At 46.3% G+C, this 25,132-nt stretch carries 24 protein-coding genes and 1 pseudogene; 3 read left to right on the top strand and 22 right to left on the bottom strand.

Translation table 11 applies throughout. The features are described 5' to 3' along the window. Nucleotides 1-245: 245 nt before the first annotated feature. From KIO97_RS06750 to htpX, 9 genes are all read right to left on the bottom strand, one after another. A complete protein-coding gene (locus KIO97_RS06750) occupies nt 246-764 on the bottom strand; it encodes a DUF3833 domain-containing protein (RefSeq protein WP_285381651.1) in 519 nt (172 codons plus the stop codon). Between the two features lie 22 nt (nt 765-786). Then, on the bottom strand, nt 787-1,374 hold the full coding sequence (locus tag KIO97_RS06745) for a chalcone isomerase family protein (RefSeq protein WP_285381647.1): 588 nt from the start codon (nt 1,372-1,374) through the stop codon (nt 787-789). Beyond that, complete coding sequence (locus tag KIO97_RS06740) at nt 1,331-1,846, bottom strand: DUF2878 domain-containing protein (protein WP_285381644.1); 516 nt, start codon at nt 1,844-1,846, stop codon at nt 1,331-1,333. Before KIO97_RS06740 ends, KIO97_RS06745 begins: the two co-directional genes overlap by 44 nt. Before the next feature lie 6 nt (nt 1,847-1,852). Beyond that, nucleotides 1,853-3,109 (bottom strand): cyclopropane-fatty-acyl-phospholipid synthase family protein, encoded by a 1,257-nt coding sequence (locus KIO97_RS06735; protein ID WP_010646141.1) that lies wholly within the window; start codon nt 3,107-3,109, stop codon nt 1,853-1,855. Then, on the bottom strand, nt 3,103-3,924 hold the full coding sequence (locus KIO97_RS06730) for a DUF1365 domain-containing protein (protein WP_285381642.1): 822 nt from the start codon (nt 3,922-3,924) through the stop codon (nt 3,103-3,105). Before KIO97_RS06730 ends, KIO97_RS06735 begins: the two co-directional genes overlap by 7 nt. Nucleotide 3,925: 1 nt before the next feature. Beyond that, the gene (locus KIO97_RS06725; protein WP_285348226.1) at nt 3,926-5,236 is read right to left on the bottom strand and encodes an NAD(P)/FAD-dependent oxidoreductase; all 1,311 of its coding nucleotides are present in this window, start codon (nt 5,234-5,236) and stop codon (nt 3,926-3,928) included. Nucleotides 5,237-5,248: 12 nt separating this feature from the next. Next, entirely contained in the window at nt 5,249-5,974 is a 726-nt protein-coding gene (locus KIO97_RS06720) for an SDR family oxidoreductase (protein WP_285381639.1), read from the bottom strand. Continuing rightward, nucleotides 5,971-6,390: a nuclear transport factor 2 family protein gene (locus tag KIO97_RS06715; protein WP_005427506.1), complete on the bottom strand. Its 420-nt coding sequence runs from the start codon at nt 6,388-6,390 to the stop codon at nt 5,971-5,973. The genes KIO97_RS06720 and KIO97_RS06715 overlap by 4 nt, the downstream gene beginning before the upstream one ends. 231 nt (nt 6,391-6,621) lie before the next feature. After that, nucleotides 6,622-7,491 (bottom strand): protease HtpX, encoded by an 870-nt coding sequence (gene htpX / locus KIO97_RS06710; RefSeq protein ID WP_005528841.1) that lies wholly within the window; start codon nt 7,489-7,491, stop codon nt 6,622-6,624. A 359-nt stretch (nt 7,492-7,850) separates the two neighbouring features. Here htpX and KIO97_RS06705 point away from each other — a divergent pair, with 359 nt between their 5' ends. Beyond that, the gene (locus KIO97_RS06705; protein ID WP_010449198.1) at nt 7,851-8,018 is read left to right on the top strand and encodes a hypothetical protein; all 168 of its coding nucleotides are present in this window, start codon (nt 7,851-7,853) and stop codon (nt 8,016-8,018) included. Nucleotides 8,019-8,113: 95 nt separating this feature from the next. On the opposite strand, the gene bioD is transcribed toward KIO97_RS06705, so the two are convergent. From bioD to bioB, 4 genes are read right to left on the bottom strand one after another with little or no spacing between them, the layout of a single operon-like run. Beyond that, nucleotides 8,114-8,797 (bottom strand): dethiobiotin synthase, encoded by a 684-nt coding sequence (gene bioD, locus KIO97_RS06700; protein WP_285381637.1) that lies wholly within the window; start codon nt 8,795-8,797, stop codon nt 8,114-8,116. Beyond that, nucleotides 8,794-9,600, bottom strand: coding sequence for a malonyl-ACP O-methyltransferase BioC (gene bioC, locus KIO97_RS06695; protein ID WP_050905572.1), 807 nt, complete (start codon nt 9,598-9,600; stop codon nt 8,794-8,796). The genes bioD and bioC overlap by 4 nt, the downstream gene beginning before the upstream one ends. Continuing rightward, nucleotides 9,600-10,751, bottom strand: coding sequence for an 8-amino-7-oxononanoate synthase (gene bioF, locus KIO97_RS06690; protein ID WP_285381635.1), 1,152 nt, complete (start codon nt 10,749-10,751; stop codon nt 9,600-9,602). The genes bioC and bioF overlap by 1 nt, the downstream gene beginning before the upstream one ends. After that, nucleotides 10,738-11,790, bottom strand: coding sequence for a biotin synthase BioB (bioB, locus tag KIO97_RS06685; RefSeq protein ID WP_005378222.1), 1,053 nt, complete (start codon nt 11,788-11,790; stop codon nt 10,738-10,740). Before bioB ends, bioF begins: the two co-directional genes overlap by 14 nt. Before the next feature lie 130 nt (nt 11,791-11,920). On the opposite strand from bioB, the gene bioA reads away from it, so the two are divergent. Further along, nucleotides 11,921-13,198: an adenosylmethionine--8-amino-7-oxononanoate transaminase gene (gene bioA / locus KIO97_RS06680; RefSeq protein ID WP_285381633.1), complete on the top strand. Its 1,278-nt coding sequence runs from the start codon at nt 11,921-11,923 to the stop codon at nt 13,196-13,198. A 139-nt stretch (nt 13,199-13,337) separates the two neighbouring features. Here bioA and KIO97_RS06675 read toward each other — a convergent pair whose 3' ends face one another. The 8 genes and pseudogenes from KIO97_RS06675 to lrp all read right to left on the bottom strand — a co-directional run bounded on the left by KIO97_RS06675 (nt 13,338) and on the right by lrp (nt 22,533). Beyond that, nucleotides 13,338-13,604, bottom strand: coding sequence for a DksA/TraR family C4-type zinc finger protein (locus KIO97_RS06675; RefSeq protein WP_012127608.1), 267 nt, complete (start codon nt 13,602-13,604; stop codon nt 13,338-13,340). Between the two features lie 136 nt (nt 13,605-13,740). Beyond that, nucleotides 13,741-14,172, bottom strand: a pseudogene (locus tag KIO97_RS06670) (hypothetical protein). Continuing rightward, entirely contained in the window at nt 14,166-14,897 is a 732-nt protein-coding gene (locus KIO97_RS06665) for an ATPase (RefSeq protein ID WP_285381631.1), read from the bottom strand. The pseudogene KIO97_RS06670 and the gene KIO97_RS06665 overlap by 7 nt, the downstream one beginning before the upstream one ends. 206 nt (nt 14,898-15,103) lie before the next feature. Next, nucleotides 15,104-16,411 (bottom strand): serine--tRNA ligase, encoded by a 1,308-nt coding sequence (gene serS, locus KIO97_RS06660; RefSeq protein WP_285381629.1) that lies wholly within the window; start codon nt 16,409-16,411, stop codon nt 15,104-15,106. A 92-nt stretch (nt 16,412-16,503) separates the two neighbouring features. Beyond that, on the bottom strand, nt 16,504-17,859 hold the full coding sequence (locus KIO97_RS06655; protein ID WP_285381627.1) for a replication-associated recombination protein A: 1,356 nt from the start codon (nt 17,857-17,859) through the stop codon (nt 16,504-16,506). Then, nucleotides 17,860-18,486, bottom strand: coding sequence for an outer membrane lipoprotein chaperone LolA (gene lolA, locus KIO97_RS06650; RefSeq protein WP_005431005.1), 627 nt, complete (start codon nt 18,484-18,486; stop codon nt 17,860-17,862). A 61-nt stretch (nt 18,487-18,547) separates the two neighbouring features. After that, nucleotides 18,548-21,886, bottom strand: a complete 3,339-nt coding sequence (locus KIO97_RS06645; RefSeq protein WP_285381624.1) for a DNA translocase FtsK 4TM domain-containing protein — start codon at nt 21,884-21,886, stop codon at nt 18,548-18,550. 152 nt (nt 21,887-22,038) lie between these two features. Next, entirely contained in the window at nt 22,039-22,533 is a 495-nt protein-coding gene (gene lrp / locus KIO97_RS06640) for a leucine-responsive transcriptional regulator Lrp (protein ID WP_005528862.1), read from the bottom strand. A gap of 156 nt (nt 22,534-22,689) precedes the next feature. On the opposite strand from lrp, the gene ald reads away from it, so the two are divergent. After that, a complete protein-coding gene (gene ald, locus KIO97_RS06635) occupies nt 22,690-23,814 on the top strand; it encodes an alanine dehydrogenase (protein ID WP_005528864.1) in 1,125 nt (374 codons plus the stop codon). Nucleotides 23,815-23,907: 93 nt separating this feature from the next. Here the strand turns inward: ald and KIO97_RS06630 are convergent, their stop codons facing one another. Continuing rightward, nucleotides 23,908-25,104, bottom strand: coding sequence for a methyltransferase (locus tag KIO97_RS06630; RefSeq protein ID WP_285381622.1), 1,197 nt, complete (start codon nt 25,102-25,104; stop codon nt 23,908-23,910). Nucleotides 25,105-25,132 lie beyond the last annotated feature (28 nt).

The raw sequence follows: 25,132 nt of genomic DNA, 5'->3' as shown, positions 1-25,132 counted from the left end.
TCGAGAATCGGATAATTTTCAGGGTTGACGTGAAAGCGTCAACCCTTTCTTCGTTTAGGGGGAACGGGATTCTCCCTATGGACCGCTAAGCTTCAGGATAAGGGATAAGGGATAAGGCTCAGTTATATCCATTCAAGAGTCAGCTGCTACCCACACACCCCAAATTCATCTTCCCTTCGTTAAACTGACATCGCCTCACTCTCGACTCCTAAAGCGAAGCGCTCCCGCATCTCGTTTCTTTATTTCTATTGCCTCTGGAAGAAAAGAGTAATCGTCCCTACCTCGACCCCAAACTTCTTAATCTTGGTAAGGTTAAACACGTGCATATCATCTTGGCGGTACAACCAATCATCGAACGATACCGTGATGGTTGAATCATCCATTTTCAGCTCGAAGTCGTATTGCCATTGCAGCGCATTACCCATCTCTTTACCGGTCGCAACACCAATAATGTCATCCGCTTTACCCTGATAAGTGCCGTCTTCGAGTTTAGTAATGACCCATATACGCTGGTCGAGCTCGCCATCATCAAAGACAAAGTCTTCCACCAACGTTAGTTCATTACCTTCAACCGTACCGACAATGTCGACTTCAAATCGGCGAGTTTGTTTCTCAGTGTAGTCCTGCACCATTCCCCAAGCCTTGACATCACCTTCGAAGTAGCCAAATAGATCAAAGGCTGGTAATGCCGCTTGATAGTTATCAATATCAGCAGAACACGCGCTAAGAAGCGTTACCGCAGCAATCACTGGTGTTTTGAGCATTCGTTTTAAGAATTTCACTACCTTACCTACCTATCAGTTGTTTACGAAGTTTAGGAAACTCAGTTTTTGGTGATAACCAAATCGAAAGAAATGCATCATTAAGTCGCTCATCTTTCACATATCCGACGGTTTGATAAGGCTCACTCCCAGCTTTGCGATAAATAAGCTGACCGTTTGTACCATCAGTTAGGTAAGTCAGCTCATCGCCTTTCTTAATATCAGGGAACATAGTGTTCAGTTCAGAAATCCACTGCTGACGATAAGCTTGTGTAAATCCTAGTTTCTGCCACTGTTCGTCTGTCACATCAAGCAGCTGCTCTTTGCTAATATCACGCTGATAGTTAATCTCTAAAGCAAAAGGGTGGGGAGAAACGTCATTAGACACCAAATACTGTCCATCGGGCGCTTTAAGGCGGGACTTGTAGATATCAAAAACAAACCAAGTGAGTTGAGCTTCGCCGACCGTTTGCCACTGTTGCCAATTGCTAGTGGTTATTGTCTCACTCGAACCCACCACATTTTGAGCTTGCAAAGGCACCGCACAGAACAAGGAGGCAGCCATTACACTACTGGTCAGCTTCCGTTTCCAATTTCTCTTCAAGCTTTTCATTTCCGTACACCTTGAGTATCAAAAGCATCACTGCACACCATTCGACGAACAAGATCGTAAGTGTGACGCCAACGCTAAATCCAAATTCAACGGCTTGGAGTTTGTAGCCAGCAAAATAGCTCGCTGTCCCTCCGATACCGCCTACTATTGATACGTAGGTTTTTGGGAAACGGTACAAAATTGACTTGAGTTGGTAGGCATACCAAGAGAACAAAACCCACAAGCAAACAAGCCAGATTGGCAACCAAGTGGTTGGGAATATAAAGACGGAAAATTGCTTGTTGAGGGTGTCTAGCACCAAACCAACGGATACAATCGTGGTGATATTCTTGAGAGCAGAAGGCTCTACTCTCCAGCAGTATACAAGAGTAAGCAACGTGAGCACGAAAGTCAGCCACTGCCATTGATAGGTTCCAAGCACTGCAGCAAACCAGCAGAGTTGGAACCATGTCGATGCAAGAAACACTCTCATAAAGAACTACGGACGCTGAAACGTCATGTGAACGGCACTGATCGTACGAGCTAAAAAGCCACCCTCACAGTAGCTCAAGTAATAACGCCACATGCGCACGAAGCGATCGTCGTAACCAAACGAGCGCACTTCACTCTCGGCTTGATTAAAGCGATGATGCCACTCATTAAGCGTTTTGGCGTAATCAAGCCCGATATCGAACAGATCTCGCGTAACCAAGTCACTGTATTTGGTCGTTGCTTGAGTTAGCGAGGTAACTGAAGGTAAGAAACCTCCTGGGAAAATATACTTCTGAATAAAATCGACATTGTTGCTGTAGTAATCATAGCGCTGGTCGGCAATCGTAATCGCTTGAATCGCCATCAAGCCTCCCGACTTCAACAAGGATTCGCACTTCTTGATGTAAGAAGGCAGAAACTGCTTACCCACTGCTTCAATCATCTCTATAGAAACCAGCTTGTCATAGGTTCCCTTTAGATTGCGATAATCCTCTTTAAGCAAAGTGACTTTACCTTCTAAGCCACGCTCTTTGATCTTCTGTTCGGCGTAAGCGTGCTGCTCTTCAGAAATGGTTGTCGTCGTCACTTGACAACCATATTGCTCAGCCATGTAAATCGCCATTGCACCCCAGCCGGTGCCAATTTCGATGACATGATCACTAGCTTTCAGCTCAAGTTGCTGACACAGGCGATCCATTTTGTTGATTTGTGCCTGTTCTAATGAATCATCCGCTTCGTTGTACAACGCTGACGAATACAGCATGTTGGTATCAAGGAATGCTTCATACAGGTTATTACCCAAGTCGTAGTGAGCATGAATATTCTTACGGGAGTTTTCTTGAGAGTTACGGTTGCTCCAATGGCTAAACTTATAAAGCAGTTTTGTTAGCCAGCTGCCCTGCTCTTCGAGCTTATCCAGTGCACGCATGTTGAGAGCCATCAGCTTCATCAGTGCTGTCAGATCTGGGCTATCCCACCAGCCGTCCATGTAAGCTTCACCTGCTGCAATACTGCCGCCTTGTAAAATCCGAGAGTAGAAGCCCGGATGCTTGACCTCAATCGTCGCCGCCACTGGTTCACCATTATATTCTCCATTTGGCGTAGAGAATCTCTCACTGCGTTCTGTCGTTTCTGTTTTGAAGCTCTCAATAACCGTTAAGCAGCCGATTTCCATCTTTTGAAGACACTGAAATAGAACTCCACGAGCCGCTTTTTGCGTCGTCGTCAATTCACGTGGCATTGCCATAGAAGTTGTATTTAACATGCAGAGTTCTCCTTGTGCTTATTATTCTTTTCGTCTTTACTCACCGGCTCGGCTCCCGTATTTTTTGGTTGAGCATATTTAGGGTGTGAGTAAAAAGGCGCGCCTTTGATCCAAAGTTTTAGAGCGTGCCAGTAAATACCAACCATGACTTTTACCGTTTGAATCGGCGTAACGATCAAGCACTTCAATAAGGTTTTACTTGAAAGTGGTTGCGCTTTCATCGCCATGGTGGCATCAAAATGTTTTTTACCTTTGTGGCATTCAAGATGGATATTCAACTTGTCTGTCAAAGGTTTGATTTTCCAATGGTAGCGTTGGTCGATTGGGTTAAACGGCGAGACATGAAACGCTTTGTCTTGCTCCCAACCAAAATTTTCATCCTGTTCGTTTGCCGCTATCACGTAATAATGACGTTCATTCCAAGGGGTGTTGCTGACCTCTGCCAGCAGGTACTTCCACTCGCCCTCCTTGTCATAAACGTAGTAGAAATTAACCGGACTGAAATAGAGGCCTAAGTAACGTAGGTGACAAACGGCAACCACTTTTCCCGTCAAACGAACACCTGTTAACGCTTCCAGTTTGTATTGAACGGCTGACTTAATGCATCCTTTACCACCAATGTAATCACTGCGCTTAAAACGTGCCCAATGCCACCAGCGTGACCCAAAGCCCCAAACATTTTTCTCCAGCGCCTCGAGTTCATCTACGTCGATAGCTGGCATGAATAAGGAGTAATTCAACTCATGACTCACAGGCGTGAATCGACGGTGGCGAACATTGCCTATAAACAATCGGCTGTTCATCTGGCTACTCATATCACGCCGCGCCTTTTTCAAAAGGCACCACTTTTTGTTCGCGGTATTTTTCTTCTAGCCCTTGAACGACATCAAGCGCACTACGAACACCATCCTCATGGAAGCCGTTGTACCAATAGGCGCCACAGAACCAAGTACTCTGTTTGCCTTGGACTTCATCTTTTCGTTGCTGTGCGGCAATAGACTCCGTGGTAAATACAGGATGATGGTAAGTGAATGAGCGTAGAATCTTGTTTGGGTTGATTTTTTTCGTACTGTTCAACGTGACACAGAAAGTATGCTCAGACTGGATGTGTTGCAGTATGTTCATGTTATAAGTCAGAGAAGGAAGACGCTCTTGCTCTTCTTGACTGCCATCGAGTAGGTAATTCCATGCAGCCCAAGCCGCCTTGCGTTTTGGCAACAGGCCAATATCTGTATGCAACACGACTTCGTTTGCTTGGTATGCCATATCGCCTAGGATTTCTTGCTCGGTAGAGCTTATGTCGCCCAGCATTCGCATTGCTTGATCACTGTGGCAAGCGAAGATAACGTCATCAAACCAGTGCGTCTCACCATGAACTTCAATACCAACACCGTTATCAGTACGGATGACTTTTTCGACTGGGCTGTTAAGACGAATATTATCGGCAAAACCTTTGGTCAACGGTCCAATGTAAGAACGTGAGCCGCCTTTTATCACATACCATTGCGGACGGTTTGTGATATCTAACAATCCGTGGTTGAGGAAGAATCGCAAGAAGAACATTAACGGGAATGCGCGCATGTCTGCCAAGGTCGATGACCAGATTGCAGCACCCATTGGTAATATGTAGTTATCAGTAAAAAATGGACTGAAGTCGTGTTCGTCAAGAAACTCACCCAGCGTCTGAGAATCTGTCGATTTCTCGTTAGCAAAGCTTTTCGCCAGTTTGTTAAAACGAAGGATCTCTGAGATAAAGCGGTAGAATTTTGGGTTTGCCCAGTTTCGTTTTTGAGCAAACAATGTCGACACGGTGTGACCGTTGTACTCCAATCCATTACCGTCGTTTCTGACGCTGAAGCTCATTTGGGTCGGCAAACCTTCGACACCAATTTCGTTCATCATTTTGATGAAGTTTGGGTAAGTCCGGTCGTTGTAAACAATAAAGCCGGTATCGATCGCGTACTCTTTTCCGTCAACTCTCACGTCAACAGTCGCCGTATGCCCGCCTATGTAGTCGTTCGCCTCGAACAACGTTACGTCATGTTCTTTATGCAAGTAATAGCCACATGTGAGACCAGAAATCCCGGTACCAACAATGGCGATTTTCTTTCTTCCTGCAACGTTCATGCTTCTTCCTTCTTATGATACGAGTTTTGCGGTTAGCCGTGCTTGCCAGCTGTAGGGAAGCAGCGAGATAAAGCGCAAAATGCCAGTGAATCTCGCTGGGAAATAGATATGGCTTTTGTTTGCATCCAACTGTTTACGGATGGCAGTAGAAGCCTGCTTTGCCGACACAATCATCGGCATATCAAAAGTGTTTTTGTCAGTGAGAGGCGTTTCAACAAAACCAGGGAAAACTGTGACGACTTTGATCCCTTTCTTTTTTAAGTCGACTGCCAGCGTGCGTGCAAAATAACTCACTGCAGCTTTGGAGGCGCCGTAAGCCTCTGCACGAGGAAGTGCGACTTCCGATGCAATGGACCCAACAATTACGACGCGATGACCACGTTCAAAGCGAGGCTGACAAGCTTCAACACAATTAGCTACGCCAACCACATTCACGTTCATAACGCGCGCCATGAGTTTCGCGTCAACAACGCCGTCATCCATGTATTCGCAGTCGCCAGCGTTGAAAATCCAGTTTTCAGGAATAAAAGGCAATTCAGACAGTGTTTGGAGCGTTTCCTCATACTGCGTCACATCAAAACGTAAGGTTGAGATGTTCTTCGACGCGTCCACAAGCTCTGTCAACACGGCCTCATTGCGTCCGCAGGCAATCACCTTCCAACCCGCATTTGCGTAGTCCAATGCAAGTTGTCGACCGATCCCCGAGGTCGCACCTGTAATCAGTACCGAACCGCTCATTGCCCTAGCCTCTGTTTAATGGTTCTAACCACAGAGCCAAGCAGCGGCAGATTTTCGTAGAGCATTTCGCCCAAATCGAAATAATCTCGGTGATAAATAACCTGCCCATCGCGGAACTTGAGATGTGAGACGCCATTTACCGAGATAGGCGCGCCTTTTTGAAGTTTCGGGTGTTGTAGATCCATCGTCCACGTGAGGAAGCCAGTTTCCCCGACTTGTTGATGGTCATGAATAACGAAGTCACAACGAATGACATTAGTATAAAGTGATTGAAAGTAATCTGATAACGCAGGCCACCCTTCTAAACGATGAGCGGCGTCTTCAAACACCACGTCTTGGTGATAAACCCCTTCGAGCAAATGCAAATTCGCCTTACTCAACTTTTGATAAATGTTGCCAACTGACTGAATGTCCATTCTTTCACTCCCATACCGCTTCAACAGTTGTACAAAAATATTATATGTACAAGATAGACTAATCGAGAAAAGTTGTACAAAAATATTTTTGTATAACTTTGTTTCTGTAAAGTGATACGTGACGAGATCCACTAGCGATCAATGGGCACAAAAAAAGGCTTGGTCAAAAAACCAAGCCTTTTCAGGATATTAAATTTAGTTACTGAACAATTAGTCCAGCCTATTTGACGATTAGTATTGTTGGCTACGTAGTGCCGAAATACGCTTGTCTAGCGGTGGGTGGCTCATTAGAAGCTCAGTCATCGAACGCTTACCGTTGATACCAAATGCCATCATTGTGCCATCCAGTTGCGATTCGTGACTCATTTTCAAACGCTCTAGCGCAGCAATCATCTTCTCTTTACCCACTAGCTGGGCTGCACCAGCATCTGCATGGAATTCACGGTGACGGCTATACCACATAGTTAGGAAGCTTGCTAGGAAGCCAAATACCAACTCAAGCACCATAGACACACCAAAGTAAACCATCATGTTGGTGCCTTGGCCTTCCTCATCGTCGTTAGAAGCAACGATGTTGGCAATGAAACGTGATAGGAAGATAACGAAGGTGTTCACCACACCTTGCATTAGCGTCATGGTAACCATGTCACCATTCGCAATGTGACTCACTTCGTGCGCTAGTACCGCTTCTGCTTCATCGCGAGTCATGTTGTGTAGAAGGCCTGTAGAAACAGCAACCAATGAATCGTCACGCTTTGCGCCTGTTGCGAATGCGTTGATGTCTGCCGCTTCGTAAATCGCGACCGTTGGCATACCAATACCCGCTTGCTGAGCTTGGCGACCAACTGTTTCAAGAAGCCAGTGCTCTGTCTCGTTACGAGGACTTTCGATGACCATGCCACCCACAGAGCGCAGTGCCATGCCTTTCGACATCATTAGTGAGATAAACGCGCCACCAAAACCAAACACGGCGGCCATGACAAGTAGACCAGACAGACTGCCTGGCTGCATTCCAGTTACAGCGTAAACAATATTCAGAACAACACTAAGCACTAGCACGACTGCTAGGTTAGTTGCTAGGAATAACATAATTCGCTTCATTACTTTTCTCCGGGGAAGCTTATCGTTTTTTCAAAACGGATTATTATATGGAACAGGTTTTTTATAAGTAACAGAACGCTTAGAAAGCTAGTCCCGCTTAGTTTCGTGCTCCGTTGCGTTATAGATATAGTCTATCCGCGATAAAAACAAGGTTAAGCAATAAATTGCAACATTTGTTTTCGAGACTGAAATAATACAAACATTTTACCCGCTTAAAAACAGCATCTTAGCGCCAGTATAGACTTTGGTCTTATTGTGCGACTATCTGTACGTGCTAGATTCAGCTTAGATGAACGAAACGGGGCGAGCTTTAAGGACAATAAAGCAGTTCCAAACTTCCATGTCTTGAGGGAAAAATCATGGTAGAAACTAACGACTATCAAATGGCTATCGATCTACTTTGTTGTCATCTAGGTATCTCAGAGGATGAGGCAAAACAACAACTTGGTATTTCAACTGACGCTCACATGTCAAAGCGCGTTGCTGAAACACAGCAAGCTTTGATGGGGCTTAGCCAAGAAAAATAAACTGAGCGTCGGATCTTACGATTAGACACAAAAGTTTACACGAGAAAAGGGCTGCATTGCGCAGCCCTTTTTGTATTTATCGAATCGCGAAGTCTTTACGCGTTTAGCAACGGCTCAACGTTAATGTATTTGCCTAGATCTTTACGCTTCGCACTTGGAATGTATGGGATCTCACCAAGTTTTGGAGCATCTAAACGATCTTCCAGCATATCGATGATCTCTGCATAGTGCTCTGTGCCTGGGTTAACACGGTTCGCTACCCAGCCAACGAGATTCAAACCATCTGCTTTGATGATCTCTGCCGTTAACAGTGCGTGGCTCAAACACCCCAGCTTGATACCTACAACCAGAACTACCGGAAGCTGTTCTTGCTGTACCCATGTCGACAAACTGTCTGTATCAGATACAGGCACACGCCAACCACCAGCACCTTCCACAAGAACAATGTCAGATTGCTCTTTATGGTGAGCCAATTTTTCGCTCAGTACTTCGTATTTAATTTCTAAATGTTCGTGCTTAGCGGCGATGTGAGGAGAAGCGGGTAATTCCAAAGCGTATGGGTTTACATCGTCGTACGCGATATCTAATGTTGCCGCTTTCTGCAGATGCAATGCATCCGAGTTACGCCAACCTTCCGCCGTCTTGTCGCTTCCCGCAGCCACTGGCTTGTAACCAATGGTGTTAAGCCCTTTCGCGCCAAGTGCTTGTAAAATAGCTTTAGACGCTACCGTTTTTCCTACATCAGTATCCGTACCAGCAATAAAAAATGCATCAATCATTTAACTATGACTCCAAAACAAACCTGATAACTTGCAGGTAGAAGACCTTGATCGTTTCTAAATGCTTGGTACTCGCGCTCAACTTGCAACAAGGTGCGACGACTCGTCAGACCATGTGAGCGCCCGCTTACGTGATTTGCACCAATGCCTTTGAGATCACGCATGACAGAAAACGCTGAATCGTACCAAACTGTGATGGGGGTCAAGTCTAGATGATGGTTGTGGCACCAAGATTGCGCTAACGCAATTTTTACCTGATTGTGGGTAATAAAGTTATTCACGTGTTGATATGTATCAATTTTTGACCACGCCTCTCGCAACTCATAAAGTGAGCCATCGGCTAATGTTGAGAAACACCCCGCCCCACCGGCCTTTAAGACGCGACGAATCTCTCTTAACGGGTAGCTTAAATCCACACACCATTGCAAAGCCAAACTTGAAAAAACGTAATCGAAGCTCTCATCATCAAATGGCAAGTTTTCGGCATCAGCTATTTGGTACTGCATTTGCTGTGTACCACAACGCTGCTGCGCTTTATCTAACATAGCTTGAGAGATATCGCCGCAAATCACTTCTGCGCCACGTTGTTGGAGCAGTTGAGAGAAGTAGCCTGTACCACACCCCAAATCTAAGACGCGTTTTCCCGTTAAGTTTTCAGGAAGTTTATCAAGCAAGCGATGTCCAACATCACGCTGAAACGCCGCGTGTTTGTCGTACGTTTCTGCTGCTTTTCCAAACGAAGAGGCAATCGCTTCTTTGTCTTGGTAAAAGCTCTCCAATGTCATATTTTCTGCATTATCCATTACAGCGCCCCTAATGCTTGCTTCAATGCCATTGAAAGCGTTTTAATTTGTTCGTTGGTGTGATTGGCTGTGAGCGTAATTCGAAGACGAGATGTTCCTTTAGGTACCGTCGGTGGACGAATAGCAGTCACCCAAATGCCGTTCTGTCGACAAGCACTTGCAACCTGCAAAGCCAGTTCAGACTCACCAATCATAAAGGGCTTAATCGAGGTTTGGGTTTCGACAAAACCATCGAGATCTTGAAGACCATCTCGATATGCTTCATTTAATTCCGTAAGCTTTTCGCGTCGCCAAGACTGCTCTTGAATCATCGAGACTGCATGAGTCAACGCATACGCTTGTGCTGGCGGTATCGCCGTTGAATACACATGGTGACGAGCAAACTGAGTTAAAAAGTCCCCCGTTGCGTGGTCACATAAGATAGCCGCGCCGGACATACCGAAAGCTTTGCCAAAAGTAACGATCAACAACTCAGGCTTAACTGTTGCCAGCTCGCAAGAACCACCACCGGATTCACCAAGAACGCCAATACCGTGTGCATCATCGACGGCGAACCAAGCATCGTGGCTTCTTGTAACTTCAGCGATATCAGCAAGCGGTGCACAATCCCCGTCCATACTGAATACCCCTTCAGTTACGACCAGATGATTGTCTTCGCTACTCAGCAGCGATTTTAGATGCGCGATGTCATTGTGCTTGAAGCGCTTCATTTTAGCTGGCGACAACATCCCTGCCTCCATCAAAGAAGCATGGTTCAAACGGTCTTGAATGAGTACGTCTGATTTTTCTAGCAAGGTGAATAACAACGCTTGATTGGCACTGAAGCCAGAACCAAACAGGATTGCCCGTTCGTAACCCAGCCATTCGGTCAATGCAGCTTCTAAATTACTGTGCGCCGCACTAAAGCCTGTCACCATTGGAGAGGCGCCACTACCGCTGCCATATACACTCAAGCCTTGCTGCCAAGCACGAACAAGCGCTTGATCATTGGCCAAGCCTAAGTAGTCGTTACTTGAGAAGTTGATGTAGCGTCTGCCTTCGTACTCCAAAATCGATTGGTTGCCTGAAAACACCACATTCATCGAACGATTCAGCCCCTGCGCTTTACGATCGGCAAGGGCGGACTCGATACGAGATTTAAACGCTGGCATCGTAGAATAGGTCGTCTTTTGTTGGACGAGCAGCAACACGCTCTACAACGCGATCCAGCAACTCGTTTTCTTCGATTTCATCAGGTTTTTGAGACACTTCTTGGCTGTTAATGCCGAGCTTATTGAACAGCATCATGTCTTTATCTTCAGAAGGGTTTGGTGTCGTCAGAAGTTTGCAGCCATAGAAGACTGAGTTTGCACCCGCCATAAAACACAGCGCTTGCATTTGTTCGTTCATGTTTTCACGGCCAGCCGATAGACGAACCGCTGATTGAGGCATCATGATGCGCGCAATCGCAATCAGGCGAATGAAATCGAATGGCTCAACATCGTCCACTTCTTCCAGTGGTGTGCCTTTCACCTTAACCAGCATGTTGATTGGCACGCTTTCAGGGTGCACTGGCAAGTTAGCTAATTCAACCAACAAGCCCGCTCGATCATTGGCACTCTCACCCATACCGATAATGCCACCAGAGCAAATCTTCATGCCAGCATCACGAACGTGAGAAAGCGTATCTAAGCGGTCTTGATAAGTACGTGTGGTAATGATGTTGCCGTAGAACTCAGGTGAAGTATCTAGATTGTGGTTGTAGTAATCCAGACCTGCAGTTGCCAGTTGCTTTGCTTGGTCTGGCGTCAACATGCCTAACGTCATACACGTTTCTAAACCCATGCCTTTCACGCCTTTGATCATGTCGGTCAAGTGCGGCATATCACGCTCTTTTGGGTTCTTCCACGCTGCGCCCATACAGAATCGAGTAGAACCCGCGTTTTTCGCTTTTTGCGCAGCATCGAGTACACGTTCTACTTCCATCAGACGCTCTTTTTCGATATCTGTGGTGTAACGAGCACTCTGAGGACAGTACTTACAATCTTCCGGACAAGCACCTGTCTTAATCGAAAGAAGCGTGCTTACTTGAACATGGTTGGTTTGTTGGTATTGACGATGAACAAGCTGTGCTTCGAATAGCAGATCCATGAACGGTTTTTCCATGAGATCGCGCACTTCAGCATGCGTCCAGTTATGACGAACTTCCACGTGTATTCCTTTAGTCACTTTTTTTGTTGTGTTGACAGTCTACTGAGTCTCGATAAACTGTCAACACAACACCAAATCACAAAGTTTACACCTGTATATTTTTTAAACTCAATTACTATTGGAATAGCACATGGATCTCGCCTTCGACCGCCAGCACATCTGGCATCCCTACACTTCGACGTTGACACCTCTGACCTGCTATCCAGTGGCATCGGCAAGTGGTGTCCAGATTAAATTGGAAGACGGGACAGAGCTTGTCGATGGTATGTCTTCTTGGTGGTCAACGATCCACGGCTACAACCACCCGCACTTAAATCAAGCGGCTCACCAGCAAATCGACCAAGTCTCTCACGTGATGTTTGGCGGGATTACCCACCAGCCAGCAATCAGTTTGTGTAAGAAGTTGCTATCCCTAGCCCCAAGTAATCTTGAACATGTATTCCTTGCCGATTCAGGTTCCGTTGCCGTAGAAGTCAGCTTAAAAATGGCACTGCAATATTGGCATGCAAAAGGCGAACGCCGACCAAAGTTTCTTACTTTGCGACACGGTTATCACGGCGATACGTTTGCGGCTATGTCGGTCACCGATCCTGATAATTCCATGCACTCTCTCTACAAAGGTTTTTTGCCTGAGCATATCTTTGCCCAGTCACCTACTTGTGGCTATTGGGATGAATGGAAGCCGGAAGATCTTGCCGACTTTGAGCGCAAGATTGAAACGCATCACCAAGAACTCGCTGCGGTGATCCTAGAGCCTATCGTTCAGGGTGCGGGCGGTATGCGTATCTACCATCCAGAATTTCTCAAAGGTGTGCGTAGGCTTTGCGACAAATACGGTTTGTTATTGATTGCAGATGAAATCGCGACCGGATTTGGGCGTACCGGTAAACTGTTTGCTTGCGAGCACGCAGATGTCCAGCCAGACATTTTGTGTGTCGGCAAAGCACTCACGGGCGGCTACATGACCCTCTCTGCGACCCTAGCGAGCAAACACGTCGCGGATACTGTTTGTGGTGGTGATGCTGGTTGTTTCATGCATGGCCCAACCTTTATGGGTAACCCGCTCGCCTGTGCCGTGGCCACCGCAAGTTTAGAATTGATAGAACAAGGTAACTGGCAGCAACAAACCCAGCAAATTGAAACGCTGTTTTCTGAGCTACTGCCAAAACTGGAAAAATACGACTTGGTCAAAAGCACCCGTTGGTTGGGTGCCATTGGCGTTGTAGAAACACACCGCCCAGTGAATATGGAAACCATCCAAGCACTGTTTGTTGAGCACGGTGTTTGGATTCGTCCATTTGGCAAACTGATTTATATGATGCCGCCATTTATTAGCAAACCGGAAGATATTGAGAAGCTAGTTAACGCAATTAATGCTGCGCTTCAACGTCAAGATTGCTTCGCTTAATGCGTTCTCATTAAATTTAAAGAACATTTAAAAAATAAAAACAAGAACGGTTTGAGCATGCAACTCAAACCGTTTTTACTATTTAGAGCAATATTATTAAGCGTCGTACTGATAATCTAAATGCCACTACGAAACATGATTAGCGTAATTGGCTATCTTTACTTGCTCGTCGATTAAATAACGCTTGGCGTTGAGACACCAATTCGATTGTTGACTGACATTCGATACATAAACGAACGCCTTTCATGGCTATTCGACGCGCTTCAGGAATTTCATCTCCGCATTCATCACAATAATGAGCACTTTCGCCCTGTTTGATATTGCCACGAACACGGGAAATCTCGTCGTCGATGGTATGTTGAATTTGTTGGCTGACGCTATCGTCGTTTGCCCACCCTACGGCCATAAGCCCTCCTCGTTACTTGAATGAGAAAATCTACTTACCGTGGTAAGGTGGATGATTATATCGATTACAAATAACAAGATAATTAGGGTGAATTCGAAAACACTATTACACCTTGGTAATAATTTTCTGTCATTGATTAATCGCTACTCTCTTGAAAAAGCAGTGCGAGGTTACTCATACTCCCTTCCTCACACTCAAAATATTGCGTTTACCCTGACTGCTTCAACGTAACACTGAGTATCTTCTCTATCTCATCAAACTCCTCGCTAAAGTACTCACTGACTAATATGACGCGCTCACCAACACTAAATTCCAGTGACTTCTCATCTACCAATGCTCGGTGATAATGTTCGACACGATAATCTAGAGGTTTTATCCGCTGTAAAAGTGGGCTTTTATTCGCAATGGACGTGTAAAGGATAAGCCAGCCTTTGGCTTGCTCTATCGAAATACTAAAGTTCATAGTTTCATTCACTGAGCATTCAAAGACCTTTTTTGGCGAGGTATCAGCAAGAGTAAACGTGCTCATCATGGCAACACTTAAGGCCACCAATCGTTTCATTACCATTCAGCCAACACAGTAAATAGCGCTTGCTCAGACATGCGAGTTAATACATAGCCGTGTGAAGAAGAATACGAGCCACTGAGTACGCTATTCTCTTTCTCAATAACGATATCCTCGATTCCGTCAGCGTTGTAATCCCCTTTTGCCACAATCGTAACAACTTGAAAACCATCGGTCGCGTCAAAGAACTCTGCTCTCACTGGACTGGCGACCTGAGTTCTTTGGATACGGTCCGCTTCATCCCACGTTAATAGTATCTTTGCTTTCTCAGCGCTTTCGTTAGAAATAACAAAAGCAAGCGCACTTGGAGCTAAACTAGGAAAGCGATCATCTAACTTAAATTTCGATATATATGAGCGCTTAGAGGCAGCTAACTTTGCCATCTCACTCCATGTTTGGCACTGCGTTAAATACGCTTTAAACGCACCGTATTCATAAGCTTTAGCCGCAGTAAAACCCGCTGAGCTTGCATTAGCTAAATCTTTGCAATTAGACACCGATTTTGTGTCACCAGACGCACGTCTCAATTCAAGTTCATAGCCCCAATCGAGCGAGTTACGAAGTTGCATATTTTCTTTGGAAGGTTTCGCTACTTCGCGCGCGAAAAAGCGGTCTGTTCGCTCACTATCTAAGTATTGAGGTGGGATAAGTTCGCTTGCGATAACCCTACCGAAAACGAGCAAGGTAAGCGCAAAAATAACACGTAATAAAAGGTGATTCACTGGCATAACATTTCACAACAAAGACAGATGAGGACGTTAGCTTGTCACGTGAAAAACCGCTAAGAAAAATATCATTTATCTCGTACTGCCAGATTCTGGGCGAGCTCGTCACTAATGCGTGTGCTAATTACATAACAACGTATTTTCACTCGACGCAGATAACAAAAAACCCAGCACTGAGGCTGGGTTTTGGTGTTCTAGTGGTTAATGAATTAACCGATGTGCGTTGCGCCTGCCATGTACTTCTGAAGTACTGTAGGGATTGCAATGCGGCCATCCGCTTCTTGGTTGTTTTCTAGGATAGCAACCATTGTACGACCTACAGCAAGACCAGAACCGTTAAGCGTGTGTACAAGCTCAGGTTTCTTCTCGCCTTTACGACGGAAACGTGCTTGCATACGACGAGATTGGAAGTCCCACATGTTAGAACATGAAGAGATTTCACGGTAAGTTTCTTGAGCAGGAACCCAAACTTCTAGGTCGTAAGTTTTACGAGCGCCGAAGCCCATGTCACCTGTACATAGAACCACTTTACGGTAAGGAAGTTCTAGAAGTTGTAGAACTTTCTCAGCGTGACCTGTTAGCTCTTCTAGCGCGTTCATTGAATCTTCTGGCTTAGTGATTTGTACTAGCTCAACTTTGTCGAACTGGTGCATACGAATCAGACCACGAGTATCACGACCGTAAGAACCTGCTTCTGAACGGAAACATGGTGTGTGAGCTGTCATCTTAAGTGGTAGATCCGCTTCGTCAGAAATCGTGTCGCGAACTAGGTTCGTTACAGGTACTTCTGCAGTAGGGATTAGAGACAGTTTACGTGGCTCTTCGTCGTTTACTTTTTCTACTAGCGGCTCAGTGTGGAAAAGATCTTTACCAAACTTAGGAAGCTGACCAGTACCGAATAGGCTGTCAGAGTTTACTAGGTAAGGTACGTACATTTCTGTGTAGCCGTGCTCTTCAGTGTGAAGATCCAGCATGAACTGAGCGATTGCACGGTGTAGACGAGCAAATTGGCCTTTCATCACGATGAAACGTGCACCAGTGATTTTAACTGCGCTTGCGAAGTCTAGACCGCCACCCATTTCGCCTAGGTCAACGTGGTCTTTTAGTTCGAAGTCGTAAGTCTTAGGCTCACCCCAACGAGAGATTTCAACGTTGTCGTTTTCATCTTTACCATCTGGCACTTCATCATCAGGGATGTTTGGTACAGAAAGCGTGAATTCGTCTAGTTGAGCCATTACTTGCTCAAGTTCAACTTTCTTCGCATCAAGATCGCTACCTAGAGTACCGATTTGTTTCTTGATCTCTTCTGCGCCTTCTTTGTCGCCAGCCGCCATTTTTTGGCCGATTTGCTTGGAGATGGAGTTACGCGTGGATTGTAAATTTTCTACTTCTACTTGAATGGACTTACGTTGTTCTTCAAGTTTACGAATAGTCTCTACGTCTAGCTTAAAGCCACGACGCGCCAGTTTAGCAGCTGTTTCATCCAGCTCTGTACGAAGTAATTTAGAATCCAGCATTGTTAATCCTATGCTTTTTGTTGTGAAATCACGCGCACTTTCCAAGGCGTGCGCGTTAAAAAAATTTACTGAACAAATGTATCCAAAAACGCCTACTTTTCATAGCGCTTTTGTGGGCTATTTGCGTCTAAAGTAGCCAAGTAATCTAACTTTTCGCCGATTTTGGTCTCTAGACCACGATTTGTCGGCTGATAGTACCTACGATCGCCCATTTCAGGCGGCAAATATTCCTCACCTGCGGCGTAAGCGCCAGGCTCATCGTGAGCATAACGATACTCTGCCCCATAACCCATATCTTTCATCAAACTGGTCGGTGCATTTCTAAGGTGATGCGGCACTTCATATTCAGGTAAGTTATGAGCATCTGTGAGCGCTTGCTTCCACGCCACGTATACCGCATTACTTTTTGGTGCACATGCTAAGTACACGATCGCTTGTGCAATAGCGCGCTCACCTTCTGCCGGACCAACACGAGTAAAGCAATCCCAAGCGGAAAGTGCCACTTGCATTGCACGAGGGTCCGCATTGCCCACATCTTCAGAGGCAATCGCCAGTAGGCGGCGAGCAATGTACAAAGGGTCGCAACCTGCTGCGATCATACGTGCAGCCCAGTAAAGCGCGGCATCAGGGTTAGAGCCACGAATCGACTTGTGTACAGCAGAGATTAAGTCGTACCAAATGTCGCCTTTGTTATCGAAGCGAGAGACTTTCTCCCCTGCTACTTCCGCAAGCAACTTAAGTGTGATCTCTTTTTCACCTTGTGCATTGTCTTCTGCCATGTCGTATAGCAGCTCAAGGTAGTTGAGAGACATGCGCGCATCACCGTTTACCAGTTCTGCTAAGCGATCTAATACGTTATCAGCGAAGTGTGCAGGCGTATTCCCCAGCCCACGCTCTTTGTCACTGATCGCTTGATTCAGCGCCAGTGAGATTTCGTCTTTATCGAGAGACGTTAACTTGTAAACACGTGCACGTGACAGCAATGCGTTGTTTAACTCAAACGATGGGTTTTCTGTCGTCGCACCAATAAAGGTAACTGTGCCATCTTCGATATGCGGTAAAAACGCGTCTTGTTGAGATTTGTTGAAGCGATGCACCTCATCCACAAATAAGATGGTGCGGCGACCCGCCATTTTGTTCTCACGCGCTTTCTCGATTGCAGCACGAATTTCTTTCACGCCAGACGTCACTGCAGACACACGCTCAACTTCTGCGTTAGCATAGTTTGCAGCCACTTCCGCTAATGTCGTTTTGCCAGTGCCTGGCGGTCCCCAAAGGATCATAGAGTGAATATGACCAGCCTCTAGCGCACGGCGTAGTGGCTTACCGAGACCTAAAATGTGCTGCTGACCGATGTACTGTTCGATCGTTTCCGGTCTCATACGAGCAGCAAGGGGACGAAAATCTTCGTCCCCCGAGAAATCTAATGTGTAATTGCTCACTACCAATTAATTCCTTTGGTCATCCACTTCCACGCCATTAGGAATAGTGAATGTGAATCTGTCTGCTTTTGGTTTTCCAAGCTTCACGTTATTAAAGGTGAACAAGCCTTTCTGACCGTCTTGTTCAACCACGTTGAAGCCTTTCACCACACCTTTGGCATCAATATTAATCTGAAATTGCCCCTGTGTGGAGTCTACCGCGGTAGGAATAAGCGTGAACTGGTCACCCTTTTGGGAGATCTTGTAGTTATCCCAATCACTTGCGCGGTTACGTGTTAACAAAACAAATGGCGTTTGCTCTGTTGCTTGTTCTTGCCAGTAGATACTCACTTGCTCGATGAACGGGCTGTAGTACCACAATGTTTTACCGTCAGAAACCAATAGGTTTTCATCAGGGAATGTTGTGCTCCAACGGAACAGGCTTGGGCGAGCGATTTCAACCGTGCCTTCCCCTTCCATCACTGTTTCGCCTTCAGGGCTGATCACCTGTTGTGAGAAATCCGCACTGAAGCCATCGTTCATCGATAGGCGTTTGTTTAATTCATCTTTAGGAGACGCGGCGTGTGCAGTAGAGAAGAGAGAAAAGCTTAAAACAAGCGCAGAGAAAAGTTTCGCTGAAAATAGTTTTTTCATTCAGATACCTATTGTTAGAACCACTCACCTCAGTTGGACTGAGGTGAGTAACACAAGTTCATTAATCTTTTGGTGGCGCAGGAGCCAGTACTTCACGGTTACCATTATGGCCCGGAGCACTTACGATGCCTTGCGCTTCAAGCTGCTCAACAATTCGAGCCGCTCGGTTGTAACCGATCTTGAATCGACGTTGTACACCAGAAACCGAACCACGACGCGATTGCACTACGTGCTCTACGACTTGATCGAACAATGGATCCACTTCTTCATCCGATTCCATCTGCTCACCCGGAAGCAGACTTTCTGGACCTTGGTCACCACTGATGATCTCATCGATGTAGTTTGGCTTACCACGAGCTTTCCAGTTGTTTACAACCGCGTGAACATCATCATCCGATGCAAACGCACCGTGAACACGGATCGTATGGCTTGAGCCCGGTGGTAAGTAAAGCATATCACCCATACCCAATAGCGATTCTGCACCGCCTTGGTCAAGGATAGTACGTGAGTCCGTCTTCGTAGATACAGTAAACGCCACACGCGTTGGGATGTTCGCTTTAATCAGACCGGTAATAACGTCAACCGATGGACGCTGTGTCGCAAGGATCAAGTGAATACCTGCCGCACGCGCTTTTTGCGCCAAGCGAGCAATCAGTTCTTCAACCTTCTTACCTACCACCATCATTAGGTCGGCAAATTCATCGACAACCACAACGATATAAGGCAGTTTCTCAAGCAATGGCGGCTCAGTGTCCATGCTGTCGCCTTCTTGCCAGAATGGGTCGTGAATTGGGTGACCTGCGTCTGCAGCCATCTTAAGCTTCTCGTTGAAGCCTTTCACGTTACGTACGCCCAATGCCGACATCAGTTTGTAACGACGTTCCATCTCGCCCACACACCAACGTAGTGCGTTAGACGCGTCCTTCATGTCCGTTACTACTTCAGAAAGTAGATGAGGAATACCTTCGTAGATTGAAAGCTCCAACATTTTCGGGTCGATCATGATGAAACGCAGATCTTCTGGCGATGCTTTGTAAAGCATACTCAAGATCATCACGTTCACACCTACTGACTTACCAGAACCAGTTGTACCCGCTACCAGTACGTGAGGCATTTTCGCGATATCTGCAATCACCGCTTCACCGGCGATATCTTGACCAAGAACGACCGTTGTTGGGGACGTTGCTTGTTCAAATTGAGGGCTACTGATTACATCAGACAAGAATACCGTCTGACGGCTCATGTTAGGCAACTCTAGACCGACATAAGGTTTGCCCGGAATCACTTCTACTACACGTACCGCCATTGCAGACAGCGCACGAGCCAAGTCCATAGACAAGCCAGAAATGCGGCTTACTTTCACGCCTGGCGCCAAATCAAGCTCGAATCGAGTGATAACAGGGCCTGGGTAAATACCGACAACGTCCGCTTTGATCTTGTAATCTGCAAGCTTGGTTTCAACCAAACGCGCCACCTCTTCCAGAGCATCACGATCGATAAAGTTATCGCGCTTCTCTGGGTGGTAAAGCAATTCTAGCGTTGGTAGTGGTTCTGCTGGTACTGGCAAGTTTTGCTCTTGCTGCACCAAGAATGGGTTCTGCTGAGCAGCCACTTTCGCTTGAGCATTCGATACCAAGTTTTGGAATGCTGCGACATCTTGATCGCCGTCTTGAACCTCTTCTACCTCGACTGCTTGAGGTGCAGGTTCAAACGTAGCAGAAGGCGCCGGCGCTACCGATTGTGGTTGCGGTGCGACTTGCTGCTGCATAGGTTGTTCTTGTACAGACTGTTGTAGAGGCTGAGAAACGGGTTGTTGCGGCTCTACATAAGTAGGCTGAGCTTGTTGAACAGGCTGCTGCGCTTGGTAGGCATCCTCTTCATCTACAACATCGAAGTTCGAAATAGTTGGTTCGATGTGCTGGCTTGGCTCAGTTTGCTCAACAATATTATCCAGTGCTGCAGCGTTAATCACAGGTTCTTCATGTGAAGGTTGCTCTGTGGTTGGCTGTTCGATTGGCGCTTGAACTGGCGCTTGCTCTTGAGCAACTTGCGCCTGTTGAGCCTGCTCTGCTTCGAATTGAGCATACTCATCGTAGCTTGGCTCGTTATCGTACGATTCCACAACGCTTGGTTCAGACTGTACAAACGGTTCTTGTGGCGCTGCCGGTTGATGAGCAGTTTGCTGGCCAACCTCTTGCGGAGCAACTGCAGGCTGAGGAACCACTTCTTGAGAAACAGGCTGCGTTGCTTCAGGCTGAGCCGCAATAGGAGCAACCGCTGGCTCTTGTGCTTCTTGAGTTTGCGGCGCTTCATCAGCCCAATCATCGGCTTGTTGCGCTGCGGCTTCTAATTCTTCAATGGTGACGTTCAGCTGCTTGGTGCGCTCAACCGTTGGGTCAACATTGTCTGTGTTTACGGTACGAACAGGCTCAACAATTTGAGCTTGCTCTTGAACCTGAGACTGAACTGGAGCCTGAATCGGCGCTGCGTTCACAGCTGCCGCTTGTTGCGTTGGCTGCACAATAGGTTGCGCGGCTGGCTGCTGTTTCGATTTGTCTACGTTAGATTGCTCTACCGCCGATTGTGGCATGTAGATCGGGTATTCATGTGCAGGCGCTTCTTCTTTCGGCTCTTCTACTTCGTAAGCAGTAAGGTGCGGCAGAGGCTCATCTTCCAGCTCCTCTTTACCACGCTTGCTCATCACTCGGTCTTCTGCAAACTCATCCAACTGAGGCTCAAGCGTTTCTTGTTCAGTGCCACGAGCTTTGTTTGTAACAGCGGCAACAGCACCAAGTGCACGGTCACCCAGCCACTCAACAATCTTCAACCAAGAAATACCCGTAAATAGAGTAAAACCTGCTCCCCATAGGAAAAGAAGCACAAGCGTTGTACCCAGCACATTCAGTGTAGGTAGAGACAGACTGGTTAGTACGTCACCAACAACGCCACCAGACGAGAAGTACCAAATGTCGTCAAAGTTGATATCAGCAAGACCACAACTGGTAAGAATAAGGATAACTAAACCTAATAGACGAGTACCCCACAACATAAGTTCGATAGGATCGTCTTCGGAGCGCTTACGGCAAATCACCCATGCACCTGCCGTCAGCAGGAATGGCAATGGGTACGCGAGGGAACCGAAGGTAAAGAATAGCGTGTCGGCTAACCAAGCGCCGAACAAGCCACCAGCGTTATTGATCTCTCCGCCCCAAGCAGTTTGGGACCAAGACGGATCGGCTGGGCTAAAGGTAAATAGTGCAACGGCCAACAATACCGAGCTAAGAACGCCAACGATAAAGCAGCACTCTTTTAAGCGTTGGAAGCCATTTAGACGTGAAGACTGAGGCTCTTCACTGGTTTTGATAATGGTTTCGACTTTCTTTGCGTTCTCTTTGAACATAAATCAACTTGAATATGGAAATGAATTAGGAATAAGCAAAACATTCCGAGCGGCACAAAGCCGCTCGGTAAATTGATTTAACCATATCAAAGAGAAAAACCCAATTACTCTATGGAGAAAGCGGAAGCATTTACCGCTTTCTTTGCAAGAATTTAACGAGTTTTAATCACAAGCTGGTTAGTTTGCTTCACTTCTTCCATAACGACGTAGGTGCGAGTGTCGTTTACGCCTGGAAGACGCAGTAACGTATCGCCCAGTAGTCGACGGTAAGCACCCATATCAGATACACGTGTCTTTAGAAGATAGTCGAAATCACCTGACACTAGATGACATTCTTGGATGTCGTCTAGTTTTTGAACAGCTGCGTTAAACTGCTCGAACACATCTGGCGCACCACGGTTCAACGTAATTTCTACGAATACCAATAGTGATGCATCTAGGAACTGCGGGTTTAATAGCGCAGTGTACCCTGTGATGTAACCTTGACGCTCTAAGCGACGCACACGCTCCAAACACGGCGTTGGAGATAGTCCTACACGTTTTGAAAGTTCAACGTTCGAAATACGACCGTCTTTCTGCAGTTCATTAAGAATGTTGCGGTCGATACGGTCTAGTTCCTTGGACGGCTTCTTATAGTTCTCTGCCATTTTTTATTCCACCTTATTACTTCCTTGCAAAAAAATATACTACAACTTTTTAATATTTGGTGCCAAATATTACAAATCAACATCTATACTAGATATTAATTCGACAATAACACCCTACAAACAGTTAATACAACCATTTTAGAAAGAGGACACAGGATGATCATTGGCGTACCTAAGGAAATCAAGAACCACGAATACCGTGTGGGTATGATCCCAGCTAGCGTGAGAGAACTTATCTCACATGGTCACCAAGTTTTAGTTGAGACCAATGCAGGTGCTGGCATTGGTTTTTCAGACGATGATTACATCGCTGTAGGCGCATCCATTCTTCCTACTGCTACAGACGTGTTTGCGAAAGCAGATATGATTGTAAAAGTAAAAGAACCCCAAGCTGTCGAGCGAGCAATGCTCCGCGAAGGGCAGATTTTATTTACCTATTTACACCTTGCACCAGATTTTCCACAAACTGATGAGCTAATCAAGAGCAAAGCTGTCTGTATAGCGTATGAGACTGTAACAGATAATATGGGTCGTTTGCCACTGTTAGCACCAATGTCAGAAGTGGCAGGTCGGATGTCTATTCAAGCAGGTGCGCAAACGTTGGAAAAATCGCACGGCGGTCGTGGTTTACTACTAGGTGGCGTACCTGGTGTTGAGCCTGCGAAAGTTGTTGTAGTTGGCGGTGGCGTAGTTGGCGCGAACGCAGCTCGTATGGCTGTAGGTCTTCGTGCAGACGTGACTATCCTAGACCGTAACGTAGATACACTACGTAAACTAGACGAAGAATTCCAAGGTCGCGCTAAAGTGGTTTATTCTACTGAAGACGCTATCGAGAAGCATGTTCTAGAAGCAGACCTAGTGATCGGCGCAGTTCTAATCCCGGGTGCAGCAGCACCTAAACTGGTAACAAAAGAGCACATCGCTAAGATGAAGCCAGGCGCGGCGGTCGTTGACGTAGCGATTGACCAAGGTGGTTGTTTCGAAACTTCTCACGCTACAACGCACGCAGAACCAACTTACATCGTTGACGAAGTAGTTCACTACTGTGTAGCAAACATGCCAGGTGCAGTTGCTCGTACTTCAACATTTGCACTGAACAACGCAACGCTTCCTTACATCGTGAAGCTAGCAAACAAAGGCTACCGTGAAGCACTTCTAGAAGACAAAGGTTTCCTTGAAGGCCTAAACGTTATCCACGGTAAAGTGACTTGCAAAGAAGTTGCTGAGAGCTTTGACCTAGAATACGTTGAACCAGCGCAAGCTATCGCAATGTTCAACTAATGACAAAATAACGCATAAATTGTCACGTTTTGTTTACAAAAGCCCACTAGAAAGTGGGCTTTTTTGCATAGAGCATTTAGCTATAAAAAAGATCTAAATCTTATAAGCGCAAATTAAAATGTTTCGAGGTGTGACAGATTTAGCGCAAAACTCTGCCAATCTAACACGATAACCACGTTCTTCAAGATAAAGTGCTTTGTCTAAAGCGAGCCAAATCTCCAACGGACGTTGAAATACCAACTGGACCAGACTCAAACGCTCCATTTGCCAAAAGCGCTGTTCGCTTAACTTTTCAAAATGATCGAAGTCGATTTCTTGAGAAAGATCGATGCCCTTCTGTTCCGCTGCCCAGCGACATAACGATTCAAAACCATCACTTAATTGCGACTTACGAATGCTTGGCACTGGCTGATATCCTTCCATGCCCAAAGCTTGTCGCGTGATCAAATCAAACCCTAAACGAAACACCATTTCTTGCTGTCGATGACGGCGTACACGTTCACCCCCCGTCACAGTCTGCTGTAGCGGAATACGCAGCTCTTGCTTAGACAGCGAGAGAGAAGACGCTCTGCCATGCTCCGACATCGGCTGATACTGCTCAGACTGAATCAAATGGTAACAACAAGGCGAGATTGTCATCGCAGCAATGCCGTTTTCGCTGCCGTACTGCATCAAACGAACATGAAGATCACCACACGCGTGTAATGCCACGGCGTGTTGGGTTGGCTTAAACACCGCTTTGGCTTGGCTATTATACGCATCACCTTGAATAAACGTCATTTTCCAATGATGCTCATTCGCCGCTTGTTGCCCCGAGTCGCACAGCGCTTGTTGGTATTCAAAACTAGTGACAGGCTGATCAGTTTGCGTTGTCAGGATGCGTCCCAAGTATCCTTTACCTGAACACCACTCTAGCCATTCTTCACCGTGATGATGTTGAATCGCCGCTTCGCCCATAGAGCTAATTTGCTCCAACTTACGGCCAGGAATGCCACTGTCTAATCCGCGAGCAAGCTCTAAGCCGTTTAACGCTAGAGGTTCTAAATGCGTCAGTTCAGCGAGCGTTTCAAGTTCTGGCAAAAAAGGACTAAGCGCCTGTAAAGCAAGCTCAGGTTCTGCTTTGTATTCTTCGATTTGAGAGGGAGAAAGAGACGCTAACCACTGGCACAACTGGGGATGTTGCGCTTGCCAAGGTAACGATGCGTGAAGGCTGCTTTGAAATGGATCAAATCGCCACAACGATTGATTTTCGATTAAGTAGTCATTAATAAATTGAAATTGCGTTTTCATAGCTCCCCCTACAACGAGCGCATTGTAG

This window comes from Vibrio sp. B181a (assembly GCF_030248375.1).
GTDB lineage: Bacteria > Pseudomonadota > Gammaproteobacteria > Enterobacterales > Vibrionaceae > Vibrio > Vibrio campbellii.
Note: the sequence above shows the minus strand (reverse complement) of the source record. Positions and strands in the feature narration are given on the sequence as shown.